The organism is Rhodococcus ruber (assembly GCF_027270735.1).
Classification (GTDB): domain Bacteria; phylum Actinomycetota; class Actinomycetes; order Mycobacteriales; family Mycobacteriaceae; genus Rhodococcoides; species Rhodococcoides rubrum_A.
Window position 1 is genome coordinate 405,885 of the sequence record NZ_JAPWIJ010000006.1, and the last position, 13,861, is coordinate 419,745.

Genomic DNA, 13,861 nt, shown 5'->3' on the forward strand with positions numbered 1-13,861 from the left:
ATTGAATGGTGCGCAACCCCGTCGACGAGCGCGGCGGGTAACGATTCAGGAGTACATATGTCTGCCGATACGAACGCCGGGTTCTCGATTCAGTCCAGCAACGATGGCCGAGTAGCCGTCATTGCGGTGTCCGGCGAACTCGATATCACCACCGCACCAGCTCTCGCCACCGCCATCGAAGCGCAGATCGAGTCCGCGCCCTCGGCCTTGATCATCGATCTGTCCGCCGTCTCGTTCCTGGCCTCGGCCGCGATGACCGTGCTGGCGACAACGCAGAAAGATCACGGAGACGCAGTGGCATTCTCGGTCGTCGCCGACGGACCGACCACCAGCCGTCCGATCAAGCTGATGGGCCTGGACCAGGAATTCGCACTGCATGCCGACCTCGCGTCAGCGCGCGCTGCTCTCGACTGACGAGACACCCAATGCCATGACAGCCGCGTCGTCGACCAGACCGTCGCCGAAGCTGTTCAGCAGTTTCCGCAAATGGTCGATCAGGACGGCCGGCGCCGAAGGGGCATGCTCGGTCGCGAAATCCAGCAGCGCGCCGTCGTCGTCGTAACGACCGGAGCCCACCCGGGCCTCGGTGAGTCCGTCCGTGTAGAGCATCAGGGTGTCGCCGGCACCCAGCGTCACGGTGGCCGATACGAACCGTGCGTTGCGCAGAATTCCCACCAGCTGCCCGCCGGTCATGAGTACGTACTGCGCGCTGCCATCGGCCCGAATCACCAACGGCGGCGGATGGCCACCACTGGCCATGCACACCTCGAATCCCTCGGCGGAGCGGCTGAGAACTCCGAACACCGCCGTACAGAATTGCGCGTTGTTCTCTCGAAATTCTTGACGCAGAACCGAATCCAGATTGTGCAGCACCGCCACCGGATCGTGGTCGTAGACCGCGGCCGCACGCAACGTGTACCGCGTCAGCGAGGTGACGGCTGCGGCCGACGCGCCTTTTCCGCACACGTCGCCGAGAAAGAATCCCCACCGGTCGTCCGAGAGCGGAAACAGATCGTAGAAATCGCCGCCCACCTCGTCGCTCGATGCCGCGTGATAGTGAGCAGCCGCGGTCATTCCCGACGGCGGTAGCAGACTCGGCGGCAACAGCGACCGCTGCAGTGTTTTCGCGAGCAGTTCTGCTCGTGTGCGGGATTCGAGCAGTTCACGCTCGTAGGTGCGTCGATCCCGGGCATCGAGCGCAGTGATACGGATCAGCACCGGCGTGCCGGACTCGTCGGTCTTGACGTTCGCGGTCATGAACACCGGTAACCGACGACGATCCGACGTCACGAAATCCAAGGCGATGCCGTCGAGCTGGCCGTACATCCGCAGAATCGGACCGAAGTGCGTCTCGTAGTGAATGCGTCCACCACCGGTGAGCAGCTCGGTGAAATCTGTGCCGATCAACGCGTCGACGTCGAACCCGAGCCAACCCGCCAGCGTCGCGTTGAGTCTCGCGATCCGCATGTCGGGATAGACCGACAGGTAGCCGCACGGAGCGTTCTCGTAGAGATCCTCGATGTCGAGTTCGTTGATCATGACGATCTCACGAAGGTCGCAATCGCCTCGGCGGTCTGCTCGGGCTCGGTGACGTGCGGGCAGTGGCCGCTCGCGTCGAGAGTCTTCAGGGTGCTGCCGGCAATGTGCTCGTGGACGTACCTGCCGACCTGAGGCGGGGCCAGCGAATCCCTGGCGCAGTCGACGATCATCGTGGGCAGGTTCACCCCGGCCAGATCAGCGCGATTGTCGGACAGAAATGTGGTGCGGGCGAACACCCGTGCACACGACGGGTCGGTTCGACAGAAGCTCGCGGTCCACATGTTCTCCAGATCCGGCCGATCCGGTGCGTTCACCACGATCGGTGCCATGGCCGCGGACCAGCCCAGATAGTTGCTGTCCAACGACTCGAGCAATTCGTCGATGTCCTCAGAGCTGAAGCCTCCGCGATAGTCACCGTCGTCGATGTAGCGCGGAGACGGCGTCAGGAGGAAGAGCTTGGAAAACCGCTCGGGCGCCGCCTGAACCGCAAGAACACCCATCATCGACGCCACCGAGTGACCGACGAACGTGACATTGCGGAGGTCGAGTTCTTCGACGATCTCGACGATGTCCTCGGCGTAGGCGTCCAAGGGCACGTACTTCTCGGCATCCCAGGCGGCCGGGTCCGACGCTCCCGACCCGACATGATCGAAGAGCACGACACAAAAGTTTGCCGCCAGGATATCGGTCACCGAACGCCAGAGCGTCTGGTCGCAGCCGAACCCGTGAGCCAGCATCACCACCGGACCGTCGGCAGCCCCGACGACCCTGACGTTGTTCCTGGTACGTGCGTTCACCCGCACAGTCTGTCATCTGCGGCCGACAGCGGGGAGTGAGACTGCTCCGACCGGGTATCGCATGTACCTACAGAAACGAGATTCATCATGCGAGTACTGGTCACCGGCGCAACCGGATACATCGGGTCTCGGCTGATCCCCGTGCTCCTCGAGCAGGGCCACGAGGTCCACGCAGCCATGCGTGACCCCGCGAAGAAGTCACGCTTCGCATGGGGTGCCCAGGTCACCGCGGTGCACTTCGACCTCGACGATCACGAGACCTTCGACACCGCGACGGCAGATGTCGACGCCGTCGTCTACCTGGTGCACTCGATGGACGAGGGAGACTTCGTCGAGAAAGATCGCCATGCGGCACAGTCGATGGCCGCCGCAGCCGAACGCAACGGCGTACAGCGGATCGTCTACCTCTCCGGTCTCATTCCCGACGACGACACACCGTTGTCGGATCATCTGCGCTCACGACTACAGGTCGAGGAAACGTTCCTCGACAGCTCCGTCGACGCCACAGTGCTGCGTGCGGCCATCATCCTCGGCTCGGGATCGACGTCCTTCGAGTTGGTTCGACGCATGACCGAGCGACTGCCGCTCACTCCGATTCCGACGTGGATGCGCAGGCAGGTCCAGCCCATTGCCGTCGTCGATGTGGTTGCCATCATCGCTCGCGCCCTGGGCGACACCGCCCGGCCCGGTTCCTTCGACATCGGGGGCACCGAAACGATGAGCTACCCGGAACTGCTGCAGGCGTACGGCAGCGTCGCCGGTCTGCGCCGCGCCCAGATTCCGGTCCCACTGCTGCCGACCGGATTGGTGGGCCGCGCCGTTGCGATCATCACCGGCATGCCCCCCGGCACGGTGATCTCGTTGGTGGACAGCCTCACTCACGACATGGTGGTGCGTCGAGGCAACGCCGCAACGGAGGTGTTCGCCGAACCCGATACGACGCCGATGAGCGTGCGAGAAGCCTTGCAGCGCTCCATCACCGTGGTGGCCGACGAGGGTACCGACGCCCACGCCGATCCCCAGGCGGCCGCTGACACCGATCCCGACTGGGCCGGCGGCGTCGTCGACATCGTCGATGGGCAGGTGCGGCAACGACCGTCCGGAATTCTGGGTAAGGCGCAGTTGGGGGCGATCCGCTAGTCGAGGGCTTCGTCGCGATGAGCCCAGGGCGCTGCACGTTCGATCTGGCCGGCAAGTTGGACGAGCAGCGCCTCGCCGCCGAGCGGTGCGGTGAAGTGCGCGCCCATCGGTAGCCCGTCAGGGGTCCAGTGGACGGGCAGAGTGAGCGCGGGACGCCCGGTGACGTTGGCCAACTGGGTGTACGGAATCCACGAGATGTTGTCGTCTATCATTTGATCGACGATGCCCGTGTATCGCAGAACCCCAGCAGTTCTGCTGCGCAACAACAACTCCGACGCCAGCTGAAGCGGTTTCGCGAGCTCGAACGCGCCGATCTTCGGGGGTAGGTCGGCAAGGGTGGGCGTCAGCAGCAGATCGTACGTTTCGAAGTACGTCGCCAGCGCGCGCACATGCTTGTGCCGGCCTTCCACCGCCTCCAGGTAGTCGACACCGCTGGCGGATCTGCCCAATGCGGCCATGATTCGGGTATCACGCTCGAATTTGTCGTCGCTGCAACCGGTTCGGCGCTTGACTTCGTCCATCTCCCAGGCCAGGTAGGTGAACCAGGCCAGCAGGAATTCGCGATTGAGGCTCGTGTCGTCGTACGGCGAGGCGTCGAGAAATTCGACGGTGTGGCCGAGGTCGGTCAAGATATTCGCTGCCTGTTCCATCGCGGCAACAGCCTGCGGATCCGGCGTTGGATTCACCGAGGTGACCGCGCGCATCCCGATACGTAAAGGCTTGGGGTCCTTGTTCGTTCGAGACAGAAACGTGCCGTCCGGACGCGCCGGCGAGTAGCCGGACGTCGCCTCGCCGCCCGCCAGCACGTCGAGCATCGCTGCGGTGTCTCGTACCGACCGCGACACAACGCCCTGCACTGCTGCCCCGTGCATAGCTTCTCCGAACGTGGGTCCGGACGGCACCAGTCCGCGTCCCGGCTTGAGCCCGACCAGTCCGCAGCACGCCGCCGGAATGCGAATCGACCCTCCGCCGTCGTTCGCCCCTGCCACCGGGACGATCCCGGCCGCGACCGCCGCCGCCGACCCACCCGAGGAACCACCTGGAGTTCGGCTGCGGTCCCATGGATTTCGGGCCGGACCGAACACCGTCGGCTCGGTGATCCCCTTCGCACCGAATTCCGGAGTGTTGGTCTTTCCGAAGATGACCAGGCCCGCATCGAGCCAGCGCTGCACCACTGTGGAATGCTCGGGCATCGGCAGGTCGGTGAGCGAACTCGATCCGCTCGAGGTGGGCAGACCCGCATAGTCCTGGGACAGATCCTTGATCAGAAACGGCACACCGGCGAACGGGCCGTCCAGCGTCCCGGACAGCCGCTGTTCGGCTTGCTCCCGCATCGGACGCACGATCGCGTTGAGAGCCGGGTTCACCGACTTCGCATGCGCCGATGCACAATCGAGTAGCTCACGGGGCGTAACCTCGCCGTTGGCCACCAGCTCTGCCAGCCCGAGCCCGTCGTACTTCCGATACTCGTCGATACGCATACCGGCCACAGTAACCGAGAACACCTCCGCCGTGACTGCGAATTCAGTGTCGGGAGTTCGACCCTGGAAGTGGTCGCAGCGCTCCCATCACCAGCAGCGAAGCCGCAAGAAGGGCAGCCACGACGAGCAGCGCGCGGAGCACGTCACCATGACCGCCGAGGAAGCCGATGAGGGGCGGGCCGCCCAGGAAGGCGAAGTATCCGATGGAGGCCACCACACTCACTCGCGCGGCTGCGGCGGCGGGCTCGTCGGCCGCCGCGCTCATGGCGACGGGGAAACCGAGCGAAACGCCCGATCCCCACAGAAATGCGCCCAGAAAAGCCAGCGGCACAACCGGACTGAGCACGAACAGCAGCACTCCGACCACCGAGACGCCTGCCAAGCCTCGAAGTACCACGACTCGACCGTAGCGATCGAGCAGTCCGTTACCGAACCATCGCAGAGCAGTCATGGCGACCAGAAACGTGGTGAACGCGAGGGTTCCAGCGACGGCCGACGCGTCGTAACCGTCGATCAATGCGATGTTGAGCCAATCGTTTCCGCTGCCCTCGGCAAACGCGAAGGACAAGGCGACGACGCCGATCAGCAGGGTGCGCGGCTCCTTCCACCGAGCAAGGGCGTGCGGCCGCGTGGTACCGGGGGTCGACTGTTCGGGTTCGGCATCGGATTCGTTCAGGAAATGGCGAACTCCCCACGGAATGGCTCCGGCGATCACGACAGCGACCGTCAGCAGATGCACCGTGACGGAGATGTTCAGCGCCACCATCGCAGTGCCGATCAGGGCTCCCGCCACAGTGCCGGCGCTGAAACCCGCGTGGAACCGCGGCATGATCGAGCGCCCGAGCCGACGTTCGGCCACGGCACCGTGGACGTTCATGGCGACATCCCATGCACCGTTGGCGAATCCGAGCACGAACAGTCCGATGAGCAACGGCACGACACCCACGAGATAGCCGGTGGCAATGATCGTCAGACCGGCCGCGAGAACGAGGGACATCACGGTTACCGTGAGCCGAGATCCGAAGCGGTTGATGATAATTCCGGACATCGGCAGTGCGAGCAGGGATCCGACTGCAATCGCGAGCAACACGATTCCGAGCTGAGACGAGGTGAGTTCGAGGCGATCGCGCACCTGCGGGATCCGAGAAGCCCAACTGGCGAAGGCAAAACCGGCTCCGATGAACGCTGTATAGGTCGCCCGCACCGCCACGGCCGTGCGCGCCGAGGCGGCGTCGATATCAGACACTGTGAATTACCCTGTTCTCTCGCTGTTCTTCAAGGGTAACGAACGAGAGGGTCGATGCCGCGACGGCCGCCGAACTCGAAGTTATGGATGGATTCCGGGCAGATTCCGTCCATAACTTCGAGTTCGGCAGTGCGGGATGGTCAGAACCCGATGGGCAGGCCGGCGTAGTTCTCCGCCAGTCCCATGGCACCCGCTTCGCTCGAGGCCACCCACTTCAGTTGCGAGAGCTGCAACTGCGCATCGAACGGGTCGTCGCCCGTGTGCAGCATCGTCGTCATCCACCACGAGAAGTGGGTGCAGCGCCAGACGCGACGCAGCGCAGTGTCGCTGTACGTATCGGCACTCTCGGCCCCCTTCCCCCGCAGCATCTGCGCCAAGGCCGGTGCCAGTAGAGCCACATCGGCAACCGCAAGGTTCAGACCCTTTGCACCCGTGGGCGGAACGATGTGCGCGGCGTCGCCGGCCAGGAACAGGTTGCCGTGTCGCATCGGTGTCTGCACGTAGCTCCGCATCGGCAGCACACTCTTCTCCGTGATCGGTCCCGGTTTCAGGGTCCACCCGTCCTGGCCGTGACCGAGTCTGGTGGCCAATGCGTTCCAGATTCGGTCGTCGGACCACGTGTCGATGTCGGTGCCGTTCGGCACCTGCAGATACAGCCGACTCACCGTCGACGATCGCATGGAGTGCATGGCGAATCCGTCCTGATGCCAGGCGTAGATCAGCTCGTCCGTCGAAGGCGCAACGTCTGCGAGCACGCCGAGCCAGGAATACGGATACACGCGCTCCCAGGTGTTCCTGACGGCGTCGGGCATTGCAGCACGACTCGGCCCGAAGGAACCGTCGCATCCGGCAATGACATCGGCGTCGATCCGCATCGTGTTGCCCGACGCGTCCGTGCAGGTGACATAAGGAGCGTCGGATTCGACGTCGTGCAAGGCCGTGTCGGAGACGTCGTAGTACGTCTGCTGACCCGCCTTCTCGCGTGCCGCCACCAGATCCTTCGTGACCTCGGTCTGCCCGTAGACCCAGACACTCCGGTCGACCAGATCACGAAAGTCGATGTGATGCCGCTCTTCCGGCCACTGCAGGTAGATACCGCGATGCTCGTGGCCTTCGCGGTGCAGGCGCTCACCGAGTCCGTGTTCGTCGAGCAACTGGACCGTGGAGTGCTCGAGGATTCCAGCCCGGATTCGCGACAGCACATAGTCCTGAGTACGTGACTCGATCAGGATGGAGTCGATCCCCTGCTCGCCGAGCAGGTGGGACAGCAGCAGGCCCGCGGGCCCTGCACCGATGATGGCGACCTGTGTACGCATGCGTGCAGTACATCCCGGAATCTCGAACCGAACAAGAGAACGCTTCCACTCAGTGGAAACGCCTTACTATCCGCCCAGACTTCGCCCGATCCCTTGGGCTGCAACCTGCAGCGCTGCAACCAGTTTCACTCGATCACGGCCCAGCTTCGGAACCACGATTCCCAATGCAGCGACCACACTGTCGCCGCCGGCACGAACGGGCACGGCCACCGAACACGCACCGAGCGTCATCTCCTCGACCGTCTGCGCAAAGCCATCCCGACGCACTCGACGAAGTTCGTTCTCCAGCTGTCCTGGATGCGTCACCGTGTACGGGGTGACGCGCTTCAGAGAACGCAGCACCCGGTCGTGCACCTCTCGCGGCGCATACGCCAACAGCACCTTCCCGACGCCGGTGGCGTGCAGGGGAAGGCGCGCCCCCACGCGACTGATCGCCGGCACCGACGCGTGACCGGCCAGTCGATCGAGATAGAGCACCTCGTCGCCGTCGCGGATGGCCAGGTGCACCGTCGCGAGAGTCGCTCCGTAGATATCGTGCAGAAACGGTGACGCGATGTCGCGAAGGTCGGACTGATCGGGTGCCAGAAGTCCCAGCTTCCACAGCCGTCGGCCGACGACGTAGCGACCGTCCTCGGCGCGGACCAACGCACCCCACTCCACCAGTTCCCGCACCATCCGATGCGCGGTGGCGATGGGCAGACCGGCACCGTCGGCCAATTGGGTCAACGTCAAGGCAGGTGTCTTCTCGTCGAACACACCGAGCAACGCCAGCAGTCGCGTAGCGACGGACACCCCGGGATCCCGCGCATTTCCCGCCACCTGCACGACGATAGCCCCCGGTCGATCGCCGCCGAAGTCGAAGTTATGGATGAATTCCAGCCGAAAAGTATCCATAACTTCGAGTTCGGCGGATTTCAGGCTGAGGCGGCTCGGTCGAACCCGTCCACTGTTGACATCCACCGACCCGGCGCGCAATCATTATTGGCACAGCGCCAACAAGCCGTAGTTGCGCTTCGAGCCAAGGACCCACCATGACTGCACTCGCAGACCGCACCGGTGACGATCTCGCCACCGAGCTCGCCGACGTGCGACAGCTCGCCCGAGGATTCTTCGAGAAAGAGGTCGCGCCCCACCGCGAGGAATTCGCTGCGGCCGGACGCCCCAGCCGCGAGGTCTACCGAACCGCAGGCGGCCTCGGGCTGCTCGGCATGTCGGTACCCGAGCAGTACGGCGGCGGCGGCGGCGACTTCCGTCACGAGGCGGTGCTGTTCGAGGAGCAGGTTCGCTCCGGCGACTCGGCCATGCAGCTCGGCGTGCACAGCGGCATCGTTCCGCACTACATCCTGGCCTACGCCGCCGAGGAGAAGAAGCAGCACTGGCTGCCGAAGCTGTGCTCGGGCGAGTGGATCGGCGCGATCGCGATGACCGAACCAGGCACCGGCTCGGATCTGCAGGGCATCACCACCCGCGCGGTGCGTGACGGCGACGACTACGTCGTGACCGGCGGAAAGACATTCATCTCCAACGGAGCTCACTGCGATCTGATCATCATCGCCGCCAAGACCGATCCGGCCGCGGGATCACGGGGGCTGTCACTGCTCGTCGCCGAAGTCTCCGACGACACCGAAGGTTTCCACCGCGGACGCGTGCTGCACAAGATCGGCCAAAAAGGGCAGGACACAGCAGAACTCACCTTCGACGGACTTCGCATCCCCGCCGCCAACATTCTGGGTGAAGAGGGGCGCGGCTTCGCACAGTTGATGCAGCAGCTCCCCCAGGAACGGTTGATCTGCGGGATCGCCGCTGCCGCGATGATCGACGCAGCCGTTACGCAGACCGTCGACTACACCAAGTCGCGCAGCGCTTTCGGCAAGACCCTGTTCGACCTGCAGAACACGAAGTTCGAGCTCGCCGAATGCGCCACGATCGGCCGCGTCGTGCGCACCTTCGTCGACGACGCAATGGCCAAGCACATTTCGGGATCTCTCGACGTGACGACCGCCGCGATGGTCAAGTACTGGACCACAGACCGACAGTTCGAAGTGGTGGACCGTTGCCTGCAACTCTTCGGCGGCTACGGCTACATGGAGGAATACCCCATCGCCCGCATGTTCGTCGACGGCCGCATCGCCCGCATCTACGCCGGTGCCAACGAAGTCATGAAAGACCTCATCTCCCGCTCGCTGTAGAACTCGGCAATCTTGTTGCCCCAGAAAGGCACCATCATGGAGGCGTTCCTCTACGACGCAGTTCGCAGCCCACGTGGCCGCGGCAAGAGCACAGGCTCACTGCACACCATCAAACCGGTCGATCTGGCTGCGAACACGTTGTCCACGTTGCTCTCTCGACACTCGCAGCTCGATCCGGCCCTGATCGACGACGTCGTGCTCGGTGTTGTCACCCCCGTAGGCGATCAAGGCTGCGACATCGCCCGAACCGTCGCGATGGTGGCCGGCCTGCCGGACAGTGTCGCCGGCGTTCAGCTCAACCGCTTCTGCGGATCGGGCCTGGAGGCCGTCAACACTGCGGCGCAACGTGTTCGGTCCGGCTGGGACAGCCTGATCGTCGCCGGTGGTGTCGAATCGATGTCCCGGGTTCCGCTCGGCGCGGACGGCGGCGCGTGGCCGTGCGACCCGATGACCAACTACGGCAGCTACTTCGTTCCGCAGGGCATCAGCGCAGACCTCATCGCGACGATCGAGGGATTCGATCGCGGTGAAGTCGACGCCTATGCCGTACGCAGTCAGCAGCGAGCGGCGCACGCCTGGTCGATGGGCCACTTCGAGAAGTCCGTCGTTCCGGTCTTCGACGCGAATGGCCGGCTGATGCTCGATCACGACGAGATCATGCGACCCGATACCACCACAACCGATCTCGCGGCCCTGAAGCCCTCGTTCGACCGGATGGGCGCGCTCGCCGGGTTCGACGCCGTCGCGATGCAGAAGTACACCGAGGTCGAGCGCATCGAGCACGTGCACCATGCCGGCAACTCGTCCGGCATCGTCGACGGCACCGCGATGGTTCTGATCGGCTCCGAAGAAGCCGGTCGCGCAGGCGGATTGACTCCGCGCGGGCGCGTGGTGGCCGGTGTCGTCGCCGGATCGGACCCGACGCTGATGCTCACCGGACCGGTTCCGGCGACACACAAGGTGTTGGCCGCAGCGTGTCTCACCCTCGACGACATCGCGGTGTTCGAGGTCAACGAGGCTTTTGCCTCCGTGGTGCTGAACTACGCGAAGAAGCTGCACATCGACCATGAGCGCATCAACGTCAACGGTGGCGCGATCGCGATGGGCCACCCACTGGGCGCGACGGGCGCGATGCTCACCGGAATGGCCCTCGACGAGCTCGAGCGCCGGGGCGAGCGCTACGCACTGATCACGCTCTGTATCGGTGCCGGAATGGGCGTCGCCACCATCATCGAGCGCCTGTGAAAACACTGCAAGAAAACAACAATTCGAGGACCTCGATGACCACATCCGCTGCCCTGCAGACTCCCACCATCACCTGCGAGATCGGCATCGACCGTATCCTCGTGCTGACGATCGACGACCCGACGCAGTCCACCAACACGATGAACACCGCGTTCGGCGAATCGCTCGGACAGACCGTCGACTGGCTCGAGGCCAACCTCGATGCCTATGACGGTGTGATCGTCACCTCGGCGAAGGATTCCTTCTTCTCCGGCGGCGACCTCGAATTGCTGCGTGACGCCGGTCCCTCCGATCACGCGGCGATCGCCGATGCTCTCGATTTCACCAAGGACAAGTTCCGCCGTCTCGAGACACTGGGCAAACCGGTCGTGGCCGCGCTGGGAGGCACCGCACTCGGGGGCGGCTTCGAGATCGCGCTGGCCTGTCATCATCGAATTGCCCTCACCAACAGCAAGGCTCGCTTCGGGCTTCCCGAAGTCACCCTCGGGCTGCTACCCGGGGCCGGTGGCGTCACCCGAACGGTTCGGATGTTCGGCATCGTCAAGGCTCTGACACAGGTGGTGGGCCAGGGCCAGCGGTATCGGCCGGCGCAGGCCCTCGAACTCGGACTCGTCGACGAGGTCGTCGACACCGAAGAGCAGATGATGGCAAGTGCACGCGCCTGGATCTCTGCCAACCCTGACGCCGTACAACCATGGGACAAAAAGGGATTCACAATTCCCGGTGGAACCGCAGCTTCACCCGCATTGGCTGCCCAGCTGCCGGCCTTCGCCGCCACAGTGCGCAAGCAGGTCAAGGGCGCTCCGATGCCCGCTCCGATCGCGGTGGTTGCTGCGGCCGTGGAAGGGTCGGTACTCGACTTCGAGTCGGCATCGCTCGTAGAAACCCGCTACTGCACCTCCCTCGCCTGCGGAGCGGTCTCGGGCAACCTGATCCAGTCGATGTTCTTCGATCTCGGCTCCATCGCCAAGGGTGGTTCCCGGCCGGCGGCCGAACCGCACCGGGTACCCGAGAAGGTGCTGGTGATCGGGGCCGGAATGATGGGTGCCGCCATCGCCTATGTCGTCGCCTCGGCACAGGTTCCGGTGATCCTCCGCGATGTCTCGATCGAAGCTGCCGAGCACGGAAAGGACTACGCGCGTTCGATTCTCGGGAAGGCCGTCGCGAAGGGACGAAAGACCCAGGCCGACGCCGATGCGGTGCTCGCGCTCATCACGCCCAGTTCCGACGCCGCCGATGCCGAGGGTTGCGATCTGGTCGTCGAGGCAGTTTTCGAGGATCCCGCCGTCAAGCAGGGTGCGTTCGAGTCCGTCGACAAGTATCTGACCGCCGACGCACTGTTGTGCTCGAACACCTCGACACTGCCCATCACCGAACTGTCGACGGGAGTCTCGCGCACCGCGGACTTCATCGGCACGCACTTCTTCTCTCCGGTGGACAAGATGCCGTTGGTGGAAATCGTTGTGGGAGAACACACCAGCGACTCCGCGTTGGCCCGCGCGTTCGACTTCGTTCGCTTGATCGGCAAGACTCCGATCGTCGTCGGAGACAGTCACGGCTTCTTCACCACTCGCGTCATCGGCCGCTTCATGGACGAGGCGATCTCGTTGGTCGCCGACGGCGTGCACCCGGCCACCGTCGAGCAGGCCGCCCTGCAGGCGGGCTACCCGTCCGGCGCGTTGGCTCTGATGGACGAGATTTCGCTGACCCTGTCCCGACACATCCGCGAAGGCATGGCCGAGGCCGCTCGCGCCGACGGTCGCCCCTGGATCGTCTCGAATTCGTACGCCCTGGTCGATCGCCTGGTCGACGAGTTCGACCGACCGGGCCGCAAGGCCGGGCGTGGCTTCTACGAGTACGCCGAGGACGGCACCAAGGCCGGATTGTGGCCGGGGCTGGTGGAGCACTGCCACCGCCCCGATCATGGAATTCCGTTCGAGGACATGATGGATCGCATGCTGGTCGCGCAGTCGCTCGATTCGATCGCGTGCCTCGACGAGGGTGTACTGCGTACGGTCGCCGATGCGAACATCGGTTCCATTCTCGGTATCGGCTACCCCGCCTGGACCGGAGGTGTGCTGCAGTTCGTCGATCAGTTCGACGGCGGGCTGCAGGGATTCGTGCGTCGAGCCGACGAGCTGCGGGCGCGTTACGGCGACAGGTTCGTCGTGCCGAAGTCGCTGCGCTCACGCACCGAGCGGTACCTCTGAGATCACGATCGGTCGGTTCGGTGCAATCATGAGAACCATGCCGGCTGCAAGTACACCCAAGTGGAACCGACTGGAACCGGACGAGCGACGGACGCAGATTCTGGCCGCCGCCGTTCGCTTGTTCGGCGACAAGCCCTATGCCGAGGTCTCGATGGCCGACGTGGCCGCGACCGCGGGTGTCGCACGCGGACTCATCCACCACTACATCGGCAGTAAGCGCGATCTGTATCTCGAGTGCGTTCGCTTTCTGGTCACCGTGCCGCCGATCGAGGATGTTCACCTACCCACTGGTTCGCTCGAAGAGCGCGCCCGTGGCAGTGTGCACTGGCTGGTGGGCGTCATCGAGACGCATGGCACGGCGTGGGTGTCGGTAGCGAGCGGGTCGGGTGTGGACGAGCAGGTGGCGCAGATTCTCGACGAGGCAGACGATCTTGCTGCCGAGCGCGTCTTGGATGCAACGGCTTTCGATACGCGCCGCGGCGACAGACGCATCGCGCTGCCCGCCGTGCGCGCATTCGGCGGCATGGTGAAGGCAGCGGGCCGCGAGTGGCTGGTGCGTGGCACGCTGACCCGGGACCAGGTGGAAGTACTGCTGACGGACGTACTGGTCACCGTTCTCGCGACCGCGCGCTCTCTGGACGACGCCCCAGATCGTTAGCTGGGCAATCCTTTTCGCTGCGTGCCTCCACACGTCATCG

The 13,861-nt window shown here is 64.4% G+C and carries 12 protein-coding genes; 6 read left to right on the forward strand and 6 right to left on the reverse strand.

Going from position 1 to position 13,861, the window contains the following annotated elements:
• The first annotated feature begins 57 nt into the window (after positions 1 to 57).
• Positions 58 to 414, forward strand: coding sequence for an STAS domain-containing protein (locus O4220_RS16755; RefSeq protein WP_269606172.1), 357 nt, complete (start codon positions 58 to 60; stop codon positions 412 to 414).
• Here O4220_RS16755 and O4220_RS16760 read toward each other — a convergent pair.
• A complete protein-coding gene (locus O4220_RS16760) occupies positions 391 to 1,539 on the reverse strand; it encodes a PP2C family protein-serine/threonine phosphatase (protein ID WP_269606175.1) in 1,149 nt (382 codons plus the stop codon). The genes O4220_RS16755 and O4220_RS16760 overlap by 24 nt on opposite strands.
• Entirely contained in the window at positions 1,536 to 2,336 is an 801-nt protein-coding gene (locus O4220_RS16765) for an alpha/beta fold hydrolase (protein ID WP_269606177.1), read from the reverse strand. Before O4220_RS16765 ends, O4220_RS16760 begins: the two co-directional genes overlap by 4 nt.
• Before the next feature lie 87 nt (positions 2,337 to 2,423).
• On the opposite strand from O4220_RS16765, the gene O4220_RS16770 reads away from it, so the two are divergent.
• Entirely contained in the window at positions 2,424 to 3,476 is a 1,053-nt protein-coding gene (locus O4220_RS16770; RefSeq protein WP_269606179.1) for an NAD(P)H-binding protein, read from the forward strand.
• On the opposite strand, the gene O4220_RS16775 is transcribed toward O4220_RS16770, so the two are convergent.
• The 4 genes from O4220_RS16775 to O4220_RS16790 all read right to left on the reverse strand — a co-directional run bounded on the left by O4220_RS16775 (position 3,473) and on the right by O4220_RS16790 (position 8,338).
• The gene (locus O4220_RS16775; protein ID WP_269606181.1) at positions 3,473 to 4,957 is read right to left on the reverse strand and encodes an amidase; all 1,485 of its coding nucleotides are present in this window, start codon (positions 4,955 to 4,957) and stop codon (positions 3,473 to 3,475) included. The genes O4220_RS16770 and O4220_RS16775 overlap by 4 nt on opposite strands.
• Positions 4,958 to 5,000: 43 nt before the next feature.
• Positions 5,001 to 6,203 carry an MFS transporter gene (locus O4220_RS16780; RefSeq protein ID WP_269606183.1) on the reverse strand — a complete coding sequence of 401 codons (1,203 nt, stop codon included), beginning with the start codon at positions 6,201 to 6,203 and terminating at the stop codon, positions 5,001 to 5,003.
• Between the two features lie 140 nt (positions 6,204 to 6,343).
• On the reverse strand, positions 6,344 to 7,519 hold the full coding sequence (locus O4220_RS16785) for a 4-hydroxybenzoate 3-monooxygenase (protein WP_269606185.1): 1,176 nt from the start codon (positions 7,517 to 7,519) through the stop codon (positions 6,344 to 6,346).
• 66 nt (positions 7,520 to 7,585) lie between these two features.
• Positions 7,586 to 8,338: an IclR family transcriptional regulator gene (locus O4220_RS16790; protein ID WP_269606354.1), complete on the reverse strand. Its 753-nt coding sequence runs from the start codon at positions 8,336 to 8,338 to the stop codon at positions 7,586 to 7,588.
• 212 nt (positions 8,339 to 8,550) lie between these two features.
• Here O4220_RS16790 and O4220_RS16795 point away from each other — a divergent pair, with 212 nt between their 5' ends.
• From O4220_RS16795 to O4220_RS16810, 4 genes are read left to right on the forward strand one after another with little or no spacing between them, the layout of a single operon-like run.
• Complete coding sequence (locus O4220_RS16795) at positions 8,551 to 9,708, forward strand: acyl-CoA dehydrogenase family protein (protein WP_269606187.1); 1,158 nt, start codon at positions 8,551 to 8,553, stop codon at positions 9,706 to 9,708.
• Between the two features lie 36 nt (positions 9,709 to 9,744).
• Positions 9,745 to 10,953 (forward strand): acetyl-CoA C-acetyltransferase, encoded by a 1,209-nt coding sequence (locus O4220_RS16800; RefSeq protein WP_269606189.1) that lies wholly within the window; start codon positions 9,745 to 9,747, stop codon positions 10,951 to 10,953.
• Positions 10,954 to 10,988: 35 nt separating this feature from the next.
• Positions 10,989 to 13,163 (forward strand): 3-hydroxyacyl-CoA dehydrogenase NAD-binding domain-containing protein, encoded by a 2,175-nt coding sequence (locus tag O4220_RS16805; protein WP_269606192.1) that lies wholly within the window; start codon positions 10,989 to 10,991, stop codon positions 13,161 to 13,163.
• A 28-nt stretch (positions 13,164 to 13,191) separates the two neighbouring features.
• Complete coding sequence (locus O4220_RS16810; protein ID WP_332112832.1) at positions 13,192 to 13,821, forward strand: helix-turn-helix domain-containing protein; 630 nt, start codon at positions 13,192 to 13,194, stop codon at positions 13,819 to 13,821.
• Positions 13,822 to 13,861 lie beyond the last annotated feature (40 nt).

What these genes read in the sequence shown, in the direction of transcription:
- O4220_RS16795 (WP_269606187.1), top strand. Translation starts at nt 8,551, where the DNA reads ATGACTGCACTCGCAGACCGCACCGGTGACGATCTCGCCACCGAGCTC.
- O4220_RS16755 (WP_269606172.1), top strand. Translation starts at nt 58, where the DNA reads ATGTCTGCCGATACGAACGCCGGGTTCTCGATTCAGTCCAGCAACGAT.
- O4220_RS16785 (WP_269606185.1), bottom strand. Translation starts at nt 7,519, where the DNA reads ATGCGTACACAGGTCGCCATCATCGGTGCAGGGCCCGCGGGCCTGCTG.
- O4220_RS16810 (WP_332112832.1), top strand. Translation starts at nt 13,192, where the DNA reads ATGAGAACCATGCCGGCTGCAAGTACACCCAAGTGGAACCGACTGGAA.
- O4220_RS16775 (WP_269606181.1), bottom strand. Translation starts at nt 4,957, where the DNA reads ATGCGTATCGACGAGTATCGGAAGTACGACGGGCTCGGGCTGGCAGAG.
- O4220_RS16770 (WP_269606179.1), top strand. Translation starts at nt 2,424, where the DNA reads ATGCGAGTACTGGTCACCGGCGCAACCGGATACATCGGGTCTCGGCTG.
- O4220_RS16805 (WP_269606192.1), top strand. Translation starts at nt 10,989, where the DNA reads ATGACCACATCCGCTGCCCTGCAGACTCCCACCATCACCTGCGAGATC.
- O4220_RS16760 (WP_269606175.1), bottom strand. Translation starts at nt 1,539, where the DNA reads ATGATCAACGAACTCGACATCGAGGATCTCTACGAGAACGCTCCGTGC.
- O4220_RS16800 (WP_269606189.1), top strand. Translation starts at nt 9,745, where the DNA reads ATGGAGGCGTTCCTCTACGACGCAGTTCGCAGCCCACGTGGCCGCGGC.